The sequence below is a fragment of the Corynebacterium sp. MSK310 genome, assembly GCF_030227355.1.
GTDB lineage: Bacteria > Actinomycetota > Actinomycetes > Mycobacteriales > Mycobacteriaceae > Corynebacterium > Corynebacterium rhinophilum.
In genome coordinates this window covers 130,740-146,824 of record NZ_JASPFZ010000001.1, presented here as the reverse complement: position 1 = coordinate 146,824, position 16,085 = coordinate 130,740, and the positions used below count along the sequence as shown (strand labels likewise).

General features: G+C 57.4%; 15 protein-coding genes. 4 read left to right on the top strand and 11 right to left on the bottom strand.

Annotated features, from left to right (window positions below; all coding sequences use genetic code 11):
• The first annotated feature begins 10 nt into the window (after positions 1-10).
• Positions 11-1,411: a mycothione reductase gene (gene mtr / locus QP891_RS00685; protein ID WP_284816805.1), complete on the top strand. Its 1,401-nt coding sequence runs from the start codon at positions 11-13 to the stop codon at positions 1,409-1,411.
• Between the two features lie 117 nt (positions 1,412-1,528).
• Here mtr and map read toward each other — a convergent pair whose 3' ends face one another.
• The 5 genes from map to dxr all read right to left on the bottom strand — a co-directional run bounded on the left by map (position 1,529) and on the right by dxr (position 8,133).
• Positions 1,529-2,398 (bottom strand): type I methionyl aminopeptidase, encoded by an 870-nt coding sequence (gene map / locus QP891_RS00680; protein ID WP_126319280.1) that lies wholly within the window; start codon positions 2,396-2,398, stop codon positions 1,529-1,531.
• Between the two features lie 65 nt (positions 2,399-2,463).
• Positions 2,464-4,314, bottom strand: a complete 1,851-nt coding sequence (locus tag QP891_RS00675; RefSeq protein WP_284769603.1) for a penicillin-binding transpeptidase domain-containing protein — start codon at positions 4,312-4,314, stop codon at positions 2,464-2,466.
• 94 nt (positions 4,315-4,408) lie between these two features.
• Positions 4,409-5,572 carry a flavodoxin-dependent (E)-4-hydroxy-3-methylbut-2-enyl-diphosphate synthase gene (gene ispG, locus QP891_RS00670; protein ID WP_284816803.1) on the bottom strand — a complete coding sequence of 388 codons (1,164 nt, stop codon included), beginning with the start codon at positions 5,570-5,572 and terminating at the stop codon, positions 4,409-4,411.
• A gap of 178 nt (positions 5,573-5,750) precedes the next feature.
• Positions 5,751-6,959: a M50 family metallopeptidase gene (locus QP891_RS00665; RefSeq protein ID WP_284769601.1), complete on the bottom strand. Its 1,209-nt coding sequence runs from the start codon at positions 6,957-6,959 to the stop codon at positions 5,751-5,753.
• Between the two features lie 13 nt (positions 6,960-6,972).
• Complete coding sequence (dxr, locus tag QP891_RS00660; protein WP_284769600.1) at positions 6,973-8,133, bottom strand: 1-deoxy-D-xylulose-5-phosphate reductoisomerase; 1,161 nt, start codon at positions 8,131-8,133, stop codon at positions 6,973-6,975.
• A gap of 139 nt (positions 8,134-8,272) precedes the next feature.
• Here dxr and QP891_RS00655 point away from each other — a divergent pair, with 139 nt between their 5' ends.
• Positions 8,273-8,761 (top strand): DUF2631 domain-containing protein, encoded by a 489-nt coding sequence (locus tag QP891_RS00655; RefSeq protein ID WP_284769599.1) that lies wholly within the window; start codon positions 8,273-8,275, stop codon positions 8,759-8,761.
• 180 nt (positions 8,762-8,941) lie between these two features.
• On the opposite strand, the gene rlmN is transcribed toward QP891_RS00655, so the two are convergent.
• Positions 8,942-10,054, bottom strand: coding sequence for a dual-specificity RNA methyltransferase RlmN (gene rlmN / locus QP891_RS00650; RefSeq protein ID WP_284769598.1), 1,113 nt, complete (start codon positions 10,052-10,054; stop codon positions 8,942-8,944).
• A gap of 104 nt (positions 10,055-10,158) precedes the next feature.
• Here rlmN and QP891_RS00645 point away from each other — a divergent pair, with 104 nt between their 5' ends.
• A complete protein-coding gene (locus QP891_RS00645) occupies positions 10,159-10,560 on the top strand; it encodes a LapA family protein (protein ID WP_284769597.1) in 402 nt (133 codons plus the stop codon).
• Positions 10,561-10,669: 109 nt separating this feature from the next.
• Here the strand turns inward: QP891_RS00645 and QP891_RS00640 are convergent, their stop codons facing one another.
• The 5 genes from QP891_RS00640 to rpsB form a co-directional block, all read right to left on the bottom strand.
• The gene (locus tag QP891_RS00640; RefSeq protein WP_284769596.1) at positions 10,670-11,548 is read right to left on the bottom strand and encodes a phosphatidate cytidylyltransferase; all 879 of its coding nucleotides are present in this window, start codon (positions 11,546-11,548) and stop codon (positions 10,670-10,672) included.
• Positions 11,549-11,671: 123 nt separating this feature from the next.
• Complete coding sequence (gene frr, locus QP891_RS00635) at positions 11,672-12,229, bottom strand: ribosome recycling factor (RefSeq protein WP_284769595.1); 558 nt, start codon at positions 12,227-12,229, stop codon at positions 11,672-11,674.
• Positions 12,230-12,299: 70 nt separating this feature from the next.
• The gene (gene pyrH / locus QP891_RS00630) at positions 12,300-12,986 is read right to left on the bottom strand and encodes a UMP kinase (RefSeq protein ID WP_284769800.1); all 687 of its coding nucleotides are present in this window, start codon (positions 12,984-12,986) and stop codon (positions 12,300-12,302) included.
• Positions 12,987-13,215: 229 nt separating this feature from the next.
• Complete coding sequence (tsf, locus tag QP891_RS00625; RefSeq protein WP_284769594.1) at positions 13,216-14,028, bottom strand: translation elongation factor Ts; 813 nt, start codon at positions 14,026-14,028, stop codon at positions 13,216-13,218.
• 305 nt (positions 14,029-14,333) lie between these two features.
• Positions 14,334-15,167 carry a 30S ribosomal protein S2 gene (rpsB, locus tag QP891_RS00620; RefSeq protein ID WP_284769593.1) on the bottom strand — a complete coding sequence of 278 codons (834 nt, stop codon included), beginning with the start codon at positions 15,165-15,167 and terminating at the stop codon, positions 14,334-14,336.
• 391 nt (positions 15,168-15,558) lie between these two features.
• On the opposite strand from rpsB, the gene QP891_RS00615 reads away from it, so the two are divergent.
• The gene (locus tag QP891_RS00615; RefSeq protein ID WP_284769592.1) at positions 15,559-16,080 is read left to right on the top strand and encodes a M23 family metallopeptidase; all 522 of its coding nucleotides are present in this window, start codon (positions 15,559-15,561) and stop codon (positions 16,078-16,080) included.
• Positions 16,081-16,085: the final 5 nt, after the last annotated feature.

Below are 16,085 nucleotides of genomic sequence, written 5' to 3'. Positions count from 1 at the left end.
AGGTACAGATATGACCACAATTGATACAGCAAATACTCCGGCCGCTGAGGAACACTACGACCTCATCATCATCGGCACCGGTTCCGGCAACTCCATTGCCAACCGCGATTTTCACGATAAGAAAATTGCCATTATTGAAAAGGACCGCTTCGGTGGCACCTGCCTGAATGTCGGCTGCATCCCCACCAAGATGTACGTCTACGCAGCCGATGTCGCCCTCGCCGCCCGCGAAGGCGAGCGCCTTGGCATTGATGCCCAGGTCAACAACGTGGAGTGGAACTCCATTGTGGAGCGCGTCTTCCACAACCGCATCGACCAGATCGCCCAAAGCGGCGAGGACTACCGCCGCGGCGACAAGACCCCGAATATCACCGTCTACGACGAGTACGCTCGCTTCGTCGGCCCTAAGACCATCCAGACCGGCGATCACGTCATCAGCGCCGATCAGATCGTTATTGCTACCGGCTCCCGCCCGGTAATCCCTGAGGTCTACGCCAATTCCGGTGTGAAGTACTACACCAACGAAGACATCATGCGGATGGATCGCCAACCAGAAAGCCTGATCATCGTCGGCGGCGGCTATATCGCTATGGAATTTGCCCACGTCTTCGATGGCCTCGGTACCAAGGTCACCGTGGTCAACCGCAGCGAGACCCTGCTGCGCCACCTCGATTCCGATATCTCCTCGCGCTTTAACGAAATTGCCCGCGAGCGTTTCGATGTGCGAATTGCTAACGGCACCAAGCTGGAAGAAACCGACAAGGGCGTCAAGCTCGAGCTCGATAATGGCGAGACCCTCGAAGCAGACGCAATCCTGGTAGCCACCGGCCGCAAGCCGAATGGCGATCTCATGGATGTGGACAAGGCCGGCATCAAGCTGCTGGACAATGGCCGCATTTCCACCGATGCGCATGGCCTTACCGATGCAGAAGGCGTCTGGGCGCTTGGCGATGTCTCTTCGCCCTACATGCTCAAGCACGTCGCCAACGCCGAAGCCCGCACCATCCAGCACAACCTGCTCCACCCGGAGGATCTGCAGGAGCTTCCGCACGACAACGTTCCTGCCGCCATCTTCACCCACCCGCAGATCGCCTCTGTGGGCTTGAAGGAAGAAGAAGCGCGGGAGCAGGGCTTCGATATCACCGTGAAGATTCAAAACTTCGGCGACGTGGCCTACGGCTGGGCCATGGAAGATACCACCGGTATTTGCAAGCTGATTGCGGACCGCAAGACGGGCCAGCTCTTGGGCGCCCACCTAATGGGCCCGCAGGCCTCCACCCTGATCCAGCAGCTGATTACCGTAATGGCCTACGAGATCGACCTGCGCGACTTTGCCCGCAAGCAGTACTGGATCCACCCAGCCCTGCCAGAGGTCGTAGAAAACGCCCTCTTGGGCCTCGAGTGGGACTAAGGCACGTAGAAGGCTCCATAGCAAAAGCCGCCTCCCCGACCACGCGCAAAGATTCATGCGCGACGGTTAAGGAGGCGGCTTTCGCAGTGCCTAGGCCTTGAGGAAGGGACCTAGCGATTAATCCTCATCTGGGATGGTCAGGATTTCATTGCCATCCTCGGTAATGACCAAGGTGTGCTCGAACTGGGCGGTGAACTTGCCATCACGGTTTTGCACGGTCCAGTCATCGTCCCAAATATCGTAATCCAGCGAACCAAGATTGATCATCGGCTCCACCGTCAAGGTCATGCCCGGTTCCAAGATATCGCGGTACGTGGTGGAATCGTGGTGCAAGACCACCAACCCATTGTGGAAGGTGGGTCCTACGCCGTGGCCGGTGAAATCGCGCACGACGTTATAACCAAAGCGCTTGGCATATGACTCGATAACGCGGCCGATAACGTTGATCTCGCGGCCAGGCTTTGCGGCCTTAATGCCGCGCATCGTGGCTTCTTTGGTGCGCTCTACTAAAAGGCGGTGCTCCTCTGATACGTCACCTGCCAAGAAGGTGGCGTTATTATCGCCGTGCACGCCGTTTTTATAAGCGGTGACATCGATATTGACGATGTCACCTTCTTCAATCACGGTGGTATCCGGAATGCCGTGGCAGACGATTTCATTCAGCGAAACGCAGCTGCCCTTGGGAAATCCCCGGTACCCCAAGGTAGATGGGTACGCGCCGTGGTCACACATATACTCGTGCGCCACGCGGTCGACCTCATCCGTCGTCACGCCAGGCTTTACGGCCTTGCCGGCTTCCTTCAGCGCGTTGGCCGCGATCTTGCAGGCCTCCCGCATCTTCTCAATCACTTCGGGGGACTGCACAAAAGGCTCGCCGATGGCCTCTTGTACCTCGTCTTTCCACACATATTCCGGGCGCTCGATATCTTCTGGCACCGGCCGGATGGGGGTTGGTTTACCTGGCTTCAATTTTCCACGAGTACTCATAATTGCCCATGGTAGTCCTCATACCGGCTCACGCAGTATCGGGGTGGCCAGTCAGTGTCCGCTGCTTACTCGACCTTGGGGGCCGGGCCATCATTGGGGCGCGAGCGGTAATCATCCAGCTTCCGCAGGAAGTTATCGGTAATGGCTACCGAGGATTCGGAGCCGCCGCCCAATACGATGAGCGTGGCAAAGGCGATATCGTCTTCTTCCCGGTAGCCGGTAAACCACGCGTGCGAGCCTTCATTGATCTCGGCCTCACCGGTCTTGCCGTAAATCGTTCCGCCCGCCTGCATCCCGCGGGCGGTACCGCTGGTGACCACCTGGCGCATCATGCCGCGCACGTTATTCAGCACGTGGTCTGGAATCGGCCTCGACTTATCCGAGGCCTTGGTCTCGCGGCCCTCAATAAGCTTCGGCGTTGGGGTCTTTCCCGCTGCCACAGAGGCCGAAACCATAGCCATGCCGAACGGGCTGGCAAGGTCGTAGCCCTGACCGTAGCCTGCCTCGGTGCGCTCCAGAACTTCCTTGCCCTCAGGAATCGAGCCGGTCGTGGTGGTCAGCCCGGGGATTTCATAATCCACCCCGAAGCCAAACTTTTTGCCAGTTTCCTTCAATTCACCGGGTGCCAGCTTGGTGGAAATATCGGCGAAGGTGGTGTTGCACGATTGGGCGAAGGCTTGGCTTAACGGAACATTGCCGAGCGAAAACGCGTTGTAGTTGGTCACCACGCGGCCATAGATATTCATCGTGCCGGGGCACGGAACGATGGTATCCGTGGTTAGGTCTTGCTTTTCCACACCTGCAGCGGCGGTAAGGATCTTGAAAACCGAGCCCGGCGGGTATTGGCCTTGCAGGGCGACGTCGCCGTCTTCGTCCGCCTTTTCGGTCTGCGCCACCGCCAGGATATCGCCATTGGAAGGCCGGATTGCTACCAGCATGGCCTGGGCGTCCGAGCGCTGATCCACCGCTTCTTGGGCCGCGCGTTGGACGTCATAATCGAGTCCAACCTTGATTGAGGGAGCGGCCTCTGGCGCATGCTTTTCGACATCGGAAAGCGCCGCACCATTTTCATTGACGACGGCGATGGACCAACCTGTCTCGCCGTCGAGCTCGTCATTGACGGCCGAACGCACGCGAGATAAGAGATCGGGCGCAAGGCCGCGGTCCCGGGTCACCAGCGCGGGTTCCTCATTAATGCGAACGCCGTCCATCCCCTCCATCTTGGCGCGGATGACAGACTCCTGTTCTTCTGTATAAAGCCCCACCGAATAGGCAGAATCTGCCTTTTCTAGTTTTTCGGCGAGATCCTTGGCGTCTACCTCCGCGATCGAATCGTCCTCGCGGTGCGCCGCAGCTAGGGCGCTGCTGACCTTGGAGGCCGTGGGGCGGACATCGGAAAGCGAGCTAGTATCCACGATGACGCGGTAATTCAGCCCAGGACTCATCAGCTCCACCCCATTGGAGGAGACGACGCTGGCGCGCGTAGCTTCCAAGGCGCGCAGCTCCAAGTGCTGGTGCGCGCCCAAGTCCGGGTGAATTATGCTGGGCTTCCACCGCACCGTCCATTCATCTTCGGCCTTGGTCAAGGTCATCTGCGTGGTATAGCTCAGGCTGCGTTCCTTGGGCAGATCCCATTTGACCTTATAATCCGCCGTGGCCATGGTTTCGTTCTGCTTTATCCCCTCGAGCTCAATATCGAGACCCTCTGCCTGCAAACCCGAGTACGTAGCATCGAGGGCCTGTGTGGCGTCATCGGGGGAATCTGTAAGCTCCTCCAAGCCCTCGTTATTTCGGCTCTCCATGCCTTCAATGAACTCTTCTGCCACCGGCTCTGCAGATACGGGCTTAGGGGTACAAGCAACCACACCAGTTGCAGCAAACGAGACTGTAGCAACCAGTGCGAATAACTTCTTCATGCTTTGGCACATTAGCAGCGCACGCAGCAAAAAGGACTGCCCCACACCGAAGTGCAGGGCAGTCCTTAAAAACTACCGCGTGGAAGGAAGCTGCTTACTGCGTCACGCGAACATCGGCCTTGGCGCCATCCACGGCTTCGATACCTTGCTCATCTGCAATGCGCAATGCCTCTTCAATGAGGGTCTCCACGATCTTGTCTTCCGGCACGGTGCGCACCACTTCGCCCTTGACGAAGATTTGGCCCTTGCCGTTACCGGACGCCACGCCTAGGTCGGCGTCACGGGCCTCACCAGGTCCGTTGACAACGCAACCCATGACGGCAACGCGGATGGGAAATTCCATGCCCTCGAGGCCGGCGGTAACTTCTTCCGCCAGCTTGTACACGTCCACCTGCGCGCGGCCGCACGACGGGCAAGACACGATTTCCAGCTTGCGCGGGCGCAAGTTGAAAGACTGCAGAATTTGATCGCCCACCTTGACCTCTTCTTCAGGCGGAGCTGATAGCGAGACGCGAATCGTATCGCCAATGCCCTCTGCCAAAAGGGCGCCGAAAGCAACGGAAGACTTAATGGTGCCCATGAACTTCGGGCCCGCTTCCGTCACACCCAAGTGCAGTGGGTAATCGGTCTGCGCGGCCAGCTGGCGGTAGGCCTCCACCATCAGGACTGGGTCAGAGTGCTTAACTGAGATGGCGATATCGCCAAAGCCGTGCTCCTCAAACAGGCCCGCCTCCCAGATAGCGGACTCCACGAGCGCCTCTGGGGTGGCTTTGCCGTACTTTTCCAACAGGCGCTTATCCAGCGAACCGCCATTGACGCCAATGCGGATGGGGATTCCCGCATCGCCAGCGGCCTTCGCCACTTCCTTAACGCGGCCATCAAATTCACGGATGTTGCCGGGGTTGACGCGGATTGCCGCGCAGCCAGCATCGATGGCCTGGAAGATGTACTTGGGCTGGAAGTGGATATCCGCAATGACCGGGATCGGGGATTTCTTGGCGATGGTCGGCAGAGCCTCCGCATCCACCGGCTTAGGGCAGGCCACGCGCACGACATCGCAGCCAGAGGCAGTAAGCTGTGCGATCTGCTGCAGGGTGCCATTGATGTCGTGGGTCTTGGTATTAGTCATCGACTGCACCGAAATTGGGTAGTCAGAACCAACGCCCACTGGGCCTACGTGCAATTGCCGCGTTTTCCGGCGCGGGTGCAATACTGGCGGAGGCCCGTCAGGAATTCCTAGACCGATAGGACTAGACATGAATGCTCCTTATTTCTAGCTCGTGGCTCGTTGCTAAATGTTATTGCACAATAAGTGTTGAACGTCCCCACTCTAGCACTAGATGGTTAAGCGCTAAAGTGCCCGCTCGCGCTGTACACGTGCGCTAAGCGTTGGGCACTCTACTCACGCCGCGCGGCGGGCACAACGGCTAACGAACCTAGCCAAATAGTCTGATCGGATTGACCACATCCGCGATGATGATCACTACGCCCAGCGCCATAAGTAGGGCCGCCATGACATAGGTGATGGGCATAAGCCGGGTGTAATCGGCAGGACCCAGCGGCTGCTTGCCCATCAATTTGCGAATGCCATCGCGAATCTTCTCATACAAGATGATCGCGATGTGGCCGCCGTCAAAGGGCGGCAGCGGAATGAGGTTAAAAATAGCGAGGAAGAAATTCAGCGTCGCCAGCATCATGAAGAACGATGCCCACAGGGAACGCTCCACGAGTTCGCCACCAACCCGCGACGCACCGACTACGGACATCGGCCCGTTCACATCCCTCTCGTGACCAAAGATGGAGGCCACCACGCCCGGTACCTTAGCGGGGAATTGTTTGATTCCCTCCACCGTGGCCTCGAGCGAATAGGTGGTGAAATGCCACGTTGCAGGAACCGCCTGTGTTGCTGAATACTTCTCGACGATGTCGAGGACCTCATTGCTCAGCCCGATCGATCCGGCATCCACCAATTCGCCCTGTTGATTCAGGCGCTTGACCGTTTCCAATTCGATGGAGAAGTCTTTTTCCGCGCCGTCGCGCTCTACGGTAAGCGTCACGGTCTCGCCGGGACGTTGCATTACCTCATCGCGCAATTGCGTAAAGGAATCCAGGTGCTGGCCATCAAGCGCGAGAATGATATCGCCTTCCTGGACACCGGCCTTACCAGCGGGCCCGTTGCCAGTGCACGATTCCAGCTCCTGGTTTTCTTTTTGGTCTGCGGTGCAGACTACGTCCCCCACCCGCGGGCGCACATCGGCATCGGGATTGGGTAGCCCAGCCGTCATCGCCACGAAATACAAGATGACAAAACCGAGGATCAGGTTGACCCCAATACCGCCTGCAAGGACGATGATGCGCTGCCACCATGGCTTTTTATACATCGCATAGGGCTTTTCTTCCTCCGTAAGGAATTCATCCTGCGCGGTCATCCCGGCGATATCGCAAAATCCACCCACCGGAAACGCGGCGAGACCGTATTCGGTATGCCCCTTACGGAAGGAGAAAATGCGCGGGCCAAAGCCGATAAAATACCGCCGCACCCGCATGCCAAAGGCGCGGGCCGTAAACATATGCCCCGCCTCATGGAGTGCCACGGTCAGCCCAATGCCAAGGGCGAACAACACAATGCCCAGCAAATTTGCCATTAAAGAAAGCTTTCTAGTCAGCTAAACGGTCAATGCGCGCATTCGCACGCCTGCGAGCCTCACCTTCTACGGCGAGGATTTCATCGAGGGTAGAGACTACACCAGCAAACTGGGAAGATTCCCCGAGGATCTCGCCTACGACATCAACAATCTCTGGGAGGTGGATACGCCCGGCCAAAAAGGCCGCCGCGGCCTCTTCATTGGCAGCGTTATAAATCACTCCCGTCCCCTTCGCCGCAGCCTCGCGGGCGAGGGATACGGCGGGAAAGGCGGCATCATCAAGCGGCTCAAAATGCCACGTATGCGCCTGGGAAAAATCGAGGGCCGGCTGCGCCCCCGGTACACGCTGGGGCCAATTCAAGGCTAGGGAGATGGGCAGCTTCATCGATGGCGGAGAAGCCTGGGCGATAGTGCAGCCGTCTTTAAAGGTGGCCATCGAGTGAATGACCGACTGCGGGTGAACCGTGACTTCGATGCGCTCTGGCTCAATATCAAAAAGCAGAGTCGCCTCGATGAGCTCGAGCCCCTTATTGATCAAGGTGGCGGAATTCAGCGTATTCATCTGCCCCATGGACCACGTGGGGTGCTGCGCGGCTTGCTGCGGGGTAACGTCCCACATCTGCTCACGCGACTGACCGCGAAAGGGGCCGCCCGAGGCTGTGAGAACGAGCTTGGCCAGCTCGCCTTTTTCGCCCGCGCGCAGGCATTGTGCCATCGCAGAGTGCTCCGAATCCACGGGGATGATTTGACCTGGCCGCGCGGATTTCGTGACCAAAGTGCCGCCGGCAACCAAGGACTCCTTATTCGCTAGTGCGAGGTACTCGCCCATGTCCACCGTTGCCAGGGTGGCTTTGAGCCCGAGGGAGCCCACTAGGGCGTTGAGCACGGTATCGGCAGGAACCGAGCGCACCAGCTCTTCCGCCGCACCATCGCCAGAAAGTACTGTGCCGCCTAAAGCCGCAGAAACCTCCGCAGCCGCCGCAGGTTGGGCCACGGCAATGTGGTCAAACGAAAGGTGGAAGGCGCGGGCCTGCTCAATGATCTGCTGCGGATGAGAACCGCCCGCAGCAATGCCCACGACCTCAAACTTATCGGGGTTATCCGCAATTACTTCTAATGCTTGCGTGCCAATAGAGCCGGTGGAGCCGAGAATAAGTATTCGCTGAGTAGTCACCCCTCTACCCTAGCGGTCATTTATGTAGCCCTGCTATGGGGTGGAGCCGGGCAAGAAGGCGGGGGTGTTTAATCGCCTTTGCAGCCACGATGTTTTAAAATAGTAGGCAGTCAAATGGCATTGGTGTGCCCCTCGATAAATGGACACACGCGATAGCGAAGGAGAGCAAGTGTCTTCCCACAAGCCGGTACCGCAGGTTTATGACGGTGTTTCTACCGAAGATGTTCCATCCGCAGGCTTCGGTTGGTCCCGCATCAGCCGCTCTGGTGTGCAAATCGCGGGTTGGATCTCCGTGATTTTCATGATTGGTTTCAACTTTGGTAACCACAAGGGCCACGTGGAGACCGTCTGGCTCGTCACCCTAACCGTCCTTCTGGTTGTGGGCCTGCTCATCTTCACCTTCGAGCCAAAGCTCAACCAGGTGCGCACCATCACCTCTAATAATAAGCCGGCCGACCACCAAGAACGTGACTGGATTTATGACCAGAAGACCGTTTCCGGTGCCTACACCGAGTTGACCGACTCCCAGCTGCGCGCGTTGAATATCGAGCCTTCCCGCGTATCCCACCTGCGTGTTGACTCTGCCTCCGATGCTGCCGAGGTAAGCACCGGCAAGCACGCGCTGTAATCCTAGCTACGAAAACCGCCGAGTCTTCCTCATTGCGAGGAGGCCCGGCGGTTTTGTGGTTTGCCGGGCGTGTAGTTGTGCTGCCCCGCATACGCCAACACCCGCAAATACTAAAGACAAAGCCACCTAGGCACTTTTCAAACTATGCCTAAGTGGCTGTGGCGACCTGCCGGTTCTGGCTTAGGCCGACATGTCTTCTCGCTCATCGGCGGCAAGCTGGCCACAGGCTGCAGCGATTTCATCGCCCTTAGTATCGCGCACAGTGCACGGCACTCCTTGCGCCTGGACGCGACGCACGAATTCATCGAGGCGTGCCTTGGGAGCTGCGTCCCACTCTGAACCCGGAGTCGGGTTAAGCGGGATCACGTTGACGTGCACCTTAGAGCCAAGTTTCTGGTGCAACTTCCGGCCCAGCATATCGGCGCGGAAATCCTGATCGTTCTTATCCCGGATGAGGGCGTACTCGATAGATACACGGCGGGCGGATTTATCGGCGTAGTACCGTGCGGCATCGAGGACTTCATCAACGGACCAACGATTATTGACCGGCACCAAGTTATCGCGCAGTTCATCATCCGGAGTGTGCAGCGACACTGCAAGCGTGCAGGCAAGGTCTTCGTCCGCAAGCTTGCGAATGGCAGGTGCCAAACCCACGGTGGATACGGTCACATTGCGCTGCGAGAGCCCAAAGCCCGTCCCATCTTGGCCGGTAATCTGGCGCACCGCCTGAACCACACGCTTGTAATTTGCCAGCGGCTCGCCCATCCCCATGAAGACAACATTGGATAAGCGTCCGCCTTCGGCTGCCATCGCCGCGGCTGCATGACGGAACTGTTCGACGATTTCGCCGGTAGAAAGGTTGCGGTCTAGCCCGCCCTGGCCGGTGGCGCAAAACGGGCAGGCCATTCCGCAGCCAGCCTGAGAAGAAATGCACAAGGTAGCGCGGCCGGGGTACCGCATCAAGACAGACTCCAAAAGGGTGCCATCGTGCAAGCGCCACAAGGACTTAGTGGTCTCCCCATCATCCGTAGAAGTCGTACGAATAGGCTTCATGAGCTCAGGGAAGAAGGCGTCTTTGACCTCCTCGCGCTTGCCGGCGGGGATATCCGTCATCTCTTCGACATCGTCCGTGAGATGCTCGTAGTAGTGCTTAGCTATTTGCTTAGCGCGGAATTTAGGTAGACCGATTTCTGCGAGCTTATCAATGCGCTCGCTTTCAGAGAGATCCGCAAAGTGCTTCGGTGGCAGTCCGCGCCGCGGCGCGGAGAAGTTAAGTTTTACTGGTTGAGCCATAATGATGCCCATCATTCCACGGTTTACCGGAACTTTTCCAATTGTGAACGCCTCATTTTATAGCCAAGTGGAATTTTGGAAGGGTTTACAGAAATAATGGACATATGACCAATCCGAAATACCCTGAAGATGACTTTTCTACCTCCGATGATAAGGCCACCGCGGCAGAAGATAATGCCGCTCTGACCGAAACCGGAAGCAAGGAAGTCTCCACCGACACCGGCACCACTGAGCCTGCTTCCGCCCCACAAAAAGCCCAAGGCTCATTCGCCGCTAGCACTTGGGCAGCGCTCATCGTGGGCTTCCTCTTGCTGATCGTATTAATCATCTTCATTCTGCAAAACCAGCAAGAAGTTCCAATGAACTTCCTCGGCTGGTCGGGTCAGTTCCCGGCGGGCATTGCCTACTTGATGTTCACCATCGGCGGCGCGCTCATCATGGCGCTTGTAGGTGTGTGGCGCATGCTGGAATTGCGCCGCCAATTGCGCAAGCAGGCCCAAGGCTAAATAGCCCTACCGCCGCTTTCTCCTGCCTCGGAACGTTATTCCAGCAATGCAGTGGGAAGCGGCGGTTTTATATTCAGCCCCCTTTGACACGCGGTGGTTTCAGCTCGGATTAGACCGCAAGGTTTGCCATAAAACTAATGGCCACCCAAGTAACCATGGCAGAGGGCAGCATGCCATCAAGGCGGTCCATAAGGCCGCCGTGCCCAGGGAGAATGTGGGACATGTCCTTAATGCCCAGCTCTCGTTTAAATTGCGATTCCACCAAGTCACCCAGCGAAGCGCAAATAACAAGGCCAAGGCCCATCAAAGCACCTACCCACGCCGAGTGGTGCAAGAGGAAGTGGACGGAAAGCGCCCCAACGATGACGCCGAAGGCTATGGAGCCGCAAAAGCCCTCCCAGGACTTCTTCGGGCTCACGGCCGGTGCCATGGGGTGCGAGCCGAACATCACACCAACGATATAGCCACCCGTATCAGAGGCGACCACGCACAACATAAAGACTACGATGGAAGCGGCGCCGCTGGCCACTGGGGAAGAAATCAGCGACAGCATGGCTGCAAAGGTCGCGAAAAGCGGAATCCACGTCAGCACGAAGATACCGACGGACATGTCCCGCAGGTAATTAATGGGTGGGCGATGCCGACCGTTATGAAAAAGCCTGCCGAACATCAAAATGAGGACTGCTGTGACATATACGGCCACGAGGCCGGGCGCGCCAAGCGGCCAGGAAATCCACACCATGGCTTGACCCAAAATGATTAACAGGGTGCGCGGGATATAGTACGAGTTCTCCCGCAAGCGGGTAAGAACTTCCCACATGGCCCCGCCGACCGCGACTGCTACCACCGCATACCAAGCCAAGGGGCCAGCCCAGACGGCGAGGACGACGAGGGCGCCGAGCCCCACGCCTACTCCAATAGCCGCCGGCAAGTCACGGCCGGGACCATTTTTCGGCTGCGGCAATCGGCGGTTCAAGGCGTCACTCACCGTGACCGGCTCCTTTCACTTGGCGTTGTATGCGCGTCGCGGGGCTTGTCTATTTCCTATACAAAAATACTACGTATAGAAAAGCGCCGCCGGCCGATTGGGCGCGGCGGCAGCGGAAAAGTCCTAGACCTCCATCAATTCGGATTCCTTGTTTTCCACTAGCTTGTCAATCTGCTCGACGTAGCCAGCGGTAATCTTTTCCATTTCCTTCTCTGCGGCAAGGACCTCATCCTCGCCCTCTTCGCCATCCTTTTGGAGCTTCTTCAGCTGTTCCATGGCCTTGCGGCGAATATTGCGGATTGCGATCTTGCCGTCCTCGCCCTTGCTCTTAGCCAGCTTGACCATTTCCTTACGGCGTTCCTCGGTCAGCTGGGGAACGGTCACACGCAGTACGTGACCGTCGTTGGTGGGGTTAACGCCCAAATCCGAGTTGCGGATGGAGTTTTCAATCTCTTGGATCATGGACTGCTCGTATGGCTTGATGAGCAACATGCGCGGCTCTGGGACAGAGATGGTAGCCATCTGAGTAATCGGCGTCGGCGCACCGTAGTACTCCGCGATGAGCCCGTTGAACATCGCCGGGTTCGCGCGTCCGGTACGAATGGTCACCAGCTGCTCGCGGGTGTGCTCGACGGAAGCGGTCATGTGCTCTTCGGCTTCGAGCTGAATGTCATCGATCATGAGGCTGAATCATCCTTCAACGTTGAGGGGTAGCTGTATAAAAGGTAGCAGGTTCTGTGTCGTTTTAGAATTAGGACTGCACCAGCGTGCCGATAACCTGGCCGCTGGCCGCGCGGGCGATATTTCCCTCTTCTAGGAGGTTGAAGACCAAGATCGGCATGTCATTGTCCATGCACAGGCTAAAGGCGGTTGCATCGGCAACCTTGAGACCCTTTTCAATGACCTCGCGCGGAGTAATTTGGGTGTAGAGCTCCGCATCCGGGTTCGTGCGTGGGTCATCGGAGTACACGCCATCAACGCCCTTGGCCAAGAAGAGCACATCGGCGCCAATTTCCAAGGCGCGCTGCGCGGCCGTGGTATCCGTGGAGAAATACGGCATGCCCATGCCGGCACCGAAGATAACCACGCGGCCCTTCTCTAGGTGTCGGTCAGCGCGCAGCGGCAGGTACGGCTCGGCGATTTGCGCCATGTTGATAGACGTTTGCACACGGCAATCAACGCCCTTTTGCTTCAAGAAGTCCTGCAGGGCCAACGAGTTCATGACTGTGCCCAGCATTCCCATGTAGTCAGAGCGGGCGCGATCCATGCCGCGCTGCGAGAGCTCTGCTCCGCGGAAGAAGTTGCCGCCGCCGATCACCACGGCGATTTCGATCCCCTGCTCAGCTACTTCAGCGATTTGGCGAGCTACATTTTCGACAACGTCCGGGTCAATTCCGACTTTGCCTCCGCCAAACATTTCGCCGCCGAGTTTCAGCATTACTCGTTTGTATCCGGTTCGCTTTTCGTCTGCAGAAGTCACGCCTTCATCGTCTCCTTTTGCGCGGGCTGATTTTATTTCTTTTCCATCTTACCTACACTGCCGCCGCTTCCCCACACTGCACCATAGGCCAGCAGCCGCCGCTTCCCCAGTGTCCCTAGACAGCACAAAAGCCCACCGAGAGGATATTCCTCCCGTGGGCTTTAAAGGCTAAAAAGCGGGCTTAAACTTAAGCGCCAACCTCGTAGCGGACGAAGCCGGTAATGGTGGTGCCGGCCTCTTCTGCGACCTGCTTGACGGTCTTCTTGTTATCGGACAAGGAAGCCTGCTCCAGCAAGACAACGGACTTGTAGAAGCCGTTCAGGCGGCCTTCCACGATCTTTGGAAGAGCAGCCTCAGGCTTGCCCTCCTCACGAGTGGTGGCCTCAGCGATGGAGCGCTCCTTCTCGACGATCTCTGCAGGAACGTCTTCGCGCTTCAGATACTCAGCGTTCATAGCTGCAATCTGCAGTGCGGCAGCGTGTGCGCCTTCCTTGTTGCCTTCGTAGGAAACCAAGACACCGACTGCAGGAGGCAGGTCAGCGGAACGCTGGTGCAGGTAGACAGCAACATTGTCGCCATCGACAGTGACTGCACGACGTGCCTGCAGCTTCTCACCGGTCTTTGCGGATTCCTGGTCAACGAACTCGGAGACCTTCTGGCCGTCGATCTCTACGTTGTTGAGTTCTTCCGGGGAGTTAGCCTTGGCTGCGGCTGCAGCTTCAACAATCTTGTTAGCGAAGGACTGGAAGCCTTCGTTCTTTGCCACGAAGTCGGTCTCACAGTTGATCTCAACCATGGTGTTGCCGGATACGGCAACGAGACCTTCGGTGGCCTCGCGGTCAGCACGCTTGGACACGTTCTTAGCGCCCTTGATGCGCAGGAATTCAACGGCCTTGTCGTAGTCGCCGCCGTTTTCTTCCAGGGCCTTCTTGCAATCGAGCATGCCGGAGCCAGTTGCTTCGCGCAGTGCCTTCACGTCTGCAGCAGTGTAGTTCGCCATAGTTAGGGCGATCCTCCTTGAAAATCAATCAGTGTTCGTTGAGACAGCGTAGCCGAAGTAGCGGTCTCGCGCCGTCTTTGGGTGGGGAAATCTACCCCATTTTGCCTTCATCAATGCGGTCGTACTGAGGCTAATTTTAGCCGCCTCCAGCATAGATAAAAGTAACCCCCACCGCCGTAGCACACGGTGGTAGGGGTCAGGTAAACAGCCTTGTACAGGAATTATTCCCTAGCTGCCCCACACCAAAATGTGCGTGGGGTATTCAATTAAGTGCAGTTAAGAAAGAATCCTCACAAGAGGCAGGCCTACTGTGCAGGCTTGTCTGCGGGTGCTTCCTCGGTCTTTTCTGCAGAAGCAGGATCGGATGCGGCTGCAGCAGCCTCAGCATCGCGCTGTTCCTTCTCTGCGGAATCGCCGGCAGCTTCCTTAGCGGCTGCAAGCTGACGCTCCTCGCGAGCCTTCTTACCTTCTTCGACGGCAGAAGCCACGATGCCGGACAGCAGCTTGGTGGAACGGATTGCGTCATCGTTGCCCGGAATCGGGAAGTCAACATCATCTGGGTCGCAGTTAGTGTCCAAGATGGCAACAACCGGGATGTTCAGCTTGTGAGCTTCCTTAACCGCGATGTGCTCCTTGTTGGTGTCAACAATCCACAGTGCGGACGGGGTCTTAGCCATCTCGGAGATGCCGCCCAGAACGCGCTCAAGCTTGGCGCGCTCGCGGTTAAGCATCAAAACTTCCTTCTTGGTACGGCCCTTGTAGCCGTCCTCACGCTCATCCATAGCCTGAAGCTCCTTCATGCGCTTCAGACGCTTGGACACGGTCTGGAAGTTGGTGAGCATGCCACCCAACCAACGGTGGTTGACATAAGGCATGCCGACGCGGGTTGCTTCTTCAGCAACTGCTTCCTGCGCCTGCTTCTTGGTGCCAACGAAAAGGATGGTGCCACCGTGAGCGACGGTTTCCTTAACGAATTCGTATGCCTCATCGATGTAGGTCAGCGTCTGCTGCAGGTCGATGATGTAGATGCCGTTACGGTCAGTGAAGATGAAACGACGCATCTTCGGGTTCCAGCGACGGGTCTGGTGGCCAAAGTGCACACCAGCGTCGAGGAGCTCGCGCATGGTTACAACTGCCATGATTCGCTCGCTTTCTTTTAATTGTCTTTCGGTTTTTCCAAATGTGCGGTGTTTTATTCCGCACCCTAGCAACGAAGGCCCTGCTAACACCTTGTTTCCAAGGACCACGTCAGCTATCGGACCGCCACATCCTTAATGCAGGATGCGACAACTTCGTCGCGCGTAGTCAATGCCTCCGTGATGATTACCACCCAGCGGACACACTGCTATAGAAGACAATAATCCCAGCCAGCTGGATTTTCCAAACCGAACGAGCACTTTTCCACAAGTTCCTCTGGCCGCTGCATCTCGATTGTCACTCGAGTTTCTTCCGCCCCAACGCTGTCAATTTATCCACAGCTAATCCACGCTTCGCAGGACAATATTGGCCCAACGCTTCACACTGTGCCCCATGAACCGTTTGCTACGACCACACAACAACGCCGCTTGCCGATGCCCCCTTCTCCCCTCCGTCACCACCATCCTGACTGGTGCGCTAGTGCTACTGTGCGCTGCGCCCGCTGCCGCATATGTCGATCCCGCCTCCGGAAAGACGCGCCCGGTTCGGGTGCTACGCGGCTTTGATAAGCCCGAGCATAAGTGGAGCGCCGGACACCGCGGCGTCGATATGACCCTGCGAATAGGCGGTACCGTCGTCGCCGCCGAATCAGGCACCGTAGCTTTTGTCGGCACCGTAGCGGGCACCCCGGTTATTTCGATTGACCATGCCGATGGTATTCGCACCACGTATCAACCCGTGCACGCGAGCGTTACCCAAGGCCAAGAGGTGCGCGAGGGCCAAACTATAGGCAAGCTCGGCCACCCAGTAGACGGCACACCAGGGCTGCATTGGGGCGCCCGAATCGCCAAAGACAGCTATATCGACCCACTAAGCCTGCTAGATATGCCGGTCATCCGGCTTAAGCCTTTATGAGAATT